The following is a 1,781-nucleotide window of genomic DNA, read 5'->3' as shown; positions in this document are numbered from 1 at the left end:
CCGGCCCGATGTCGGTGGTCGCTGATTCAATACATGTATGAGAAGTTCGGGTGACGCGATGCAGGCGGTCGAGGCGGTGCAGGCGGGCGAGACGACGCAGACGCTCGACGCGGTGCGCGCGCTCGCCGGTCTCGCGGCGGGGCTCGCCCGCTCCTCGGCACCGGTGCTGCTCGCGGGAGCCGTCGCCCTGCACACGGCCTACGGGGCGGCGTTGCTCGTGCCGGAGTCGTTCGCGCGGGGGAGCCGTCTCTCCCGGAGCGAGGCGGGAGACCTCGTGGAGCGCTCGATCCGAGCCGAGTTCGCGACGGCGCTCGGGATGTCGGAGCGCGCGGCGTCTCGACGTCTCGAGCATGCTCGGCTCCTCATCGAGGACCTCCCGGCGACCCGTGCCCTCCTAGCCGAGGCCCGGATCCTCTGGGAGGCCGGCGAGGTCGTCTGCGCCGCCGCCGCGACCCTCCCCGCTCCGTCGCGCGCGCCCTTCGACGAGCGGGCGGCCGCCGCGGCGCTCACGCAGACGCCCACCCAGCTCCGCCGGACCGTGGCGCGGTTGCGCGACGAGCTGCACGAGCAGCCGTTCACCGAGCGCCACGCCCGCGCCCGAGAGGATCGCAGCGTGTGGCTCGGAGCAGAGGCCGACGGCATGGCCACGCTCTGCGCCCTGCTGCCGGCCCCGGTCGCGGTCGGCGCCTACAACCGTCTCGACCGGATCGCCCGCTCGCTCCGCGACGGGGCGGACGCGGCGAGGATCGGGCTCGGTGCAGGTGCAGGTGCAGGTGCAGGTGCAGGTGCAGGTGCAGGTGCAGGTGCAGGTGCAGGTGCAGGTGCAGGTGCAAGTGCGAGTGCGAGTGCGAGTGCGAGTGCGACTGCGACTGCGACTGCGACTGCACAGAGCGGTGCTGGTGCCCGTGGCGATGCTCCGGTGGCAGTCGGCGCGCGGACGGACGCTGGTGCTGGTGCTGGTGCTGGTGCTGGTGCTGGTGCTGGTGCTGGTGCCGGTGCCGGGCTCGGCGCGGAGACGGGTGGCGGCGCCGGTGGAGACGCTGACATCTCCCTCGGCGACGGCCGGACGCTCGCGCAGCTGCGGGCCGACGCGCTCGTCGATCTGCTCATCGACGGCGACATCTCCGCAGACGGATCCTCGGGAGAAGGAGCGAGCGCCGTCCGTGCCTCGGGCTCCGGAATCCACGCCTCGGTCTCCGGAGTCCGCGCCGACGTGCGCCTCACCCTGGCCGCCAGCACCGCCGTCGGCCTCGACGACGCGCCGGCCGAACTCGACGGCTACGGTCTCGTCCCCGCCGACGTCGCCCGGGAGCTCGTCCGCACGGCGGCCACCTTCACGCGGGTGCTGACCGATCCGGACACGGGAGTGGTGACGTCGGTCGGCAGGACCCTCCGCGTCCCGCCCCCTCGGATGCGCCTCCAGCTGCAGCTGCGCGACCGGACCTGCCGGTTCCCCGGCTGCACCCGCTCGTCCTCGACGGCCGAGGCCGACCACACCCTCGAGTGGCGGAACGGAGGCGAGACCGCCCTCGGCAACCTGGCCTCGCTCTGCGTCGCGCACCACCACGTCCGCCACGGCGACCGCTGGACCTACGCCCTCCATCCGGACGGCACCGTCGTCTGGACGACCCCTACCGGCCGTCGGATCACCGACCGACCGCGGGCGCTGCCCGGGGCTCCGCTGCCGCCCACGCGACGACCGACGCCGCAGTCGGCGCAAGAACCGGAGCCGGAGCCGCTGTCACCACGATCCTCGTCATCGCAGCTGAGGTCATCGCGAC

General features: G+C 73.9%; 1 protein-coding gene. It reads left to right on the top strand.

Features of this window, described 5'->3' with window-relative positions:
- Nucleotides 1–37 precede the first annotated feature (37 nt).
- On the top strand, nt 38–1,781 hold a 1,744-nt coding region (locus C5C37_RS17010; protein ID WP_146085267.1), incomplete at its 3' end, for an HNH endonuclease signature motif containing protein.

Source organism: Rathayibacter sp. AY1F9 (assembly GCF_002932155.1).
Classification (GTDB): domain Bacteria; phylum Actinomycetota; class Actinomycetes; order Actinomycetales; family Microbacteriaceae; genus Rathayibacter.
Note: the sequence above shows the minus strand (reverse complement) of the source record. Positions and strands in the feature narration are given on the sequence as shown.